General features: G+C 33.5%; 1 protein-coding gene (cut by a window edge). It reads right to left on the minus strand.

Going from position 1 to position 260, the window contains the following annotated elements; all coding sequences use genetic code 11:
- Window positions 1-260, minus strand: part of the annotated coding region (locus I4V16_RS03080; protein WP_195966515.1) for a SpaA isopeptide-forming pilin-related protein (this coding region is incomplete at its 3' end). Its footprint extends 1,735 nt past the window's final position; 260 of its 1,995 annotated nt are in view.

Raw genomic sequence — 260 nt, forward strand, 5'->3', positions numbered from 1 at the left:
AAATTCTGCTCCTTCTAATTTAAGTTCACTATCTTCACTATCTACTTTTTCTATTGATATTGAACCAAGAAGTTTAGAATTTTTAAATGTTAACTCTATTATTTCTCCATTTGAATCTATTGTTACATTCTTAGCTTCTCCTGATAATTCATACCCTGAAGGGGCACTTACTTCTGCTACTGTGTAGCTTCCGTATGGAAGTTCCTTTGAAGTTCCTACTCCGTTTTCGTCAGTAGTTATTGTATCTACTACAGTTCCTT

It is taken from the genome of Clostridium sp. 1001283B150210_160208_E6 (assembly GCF_015669365.1).
Taxonomy (GTDB): domain Bacteria; phylum Bacillota; class Clostridia; order Clostridiales; family Clostridiaceae; genus Clostridium; species Clostridium paraputrificum.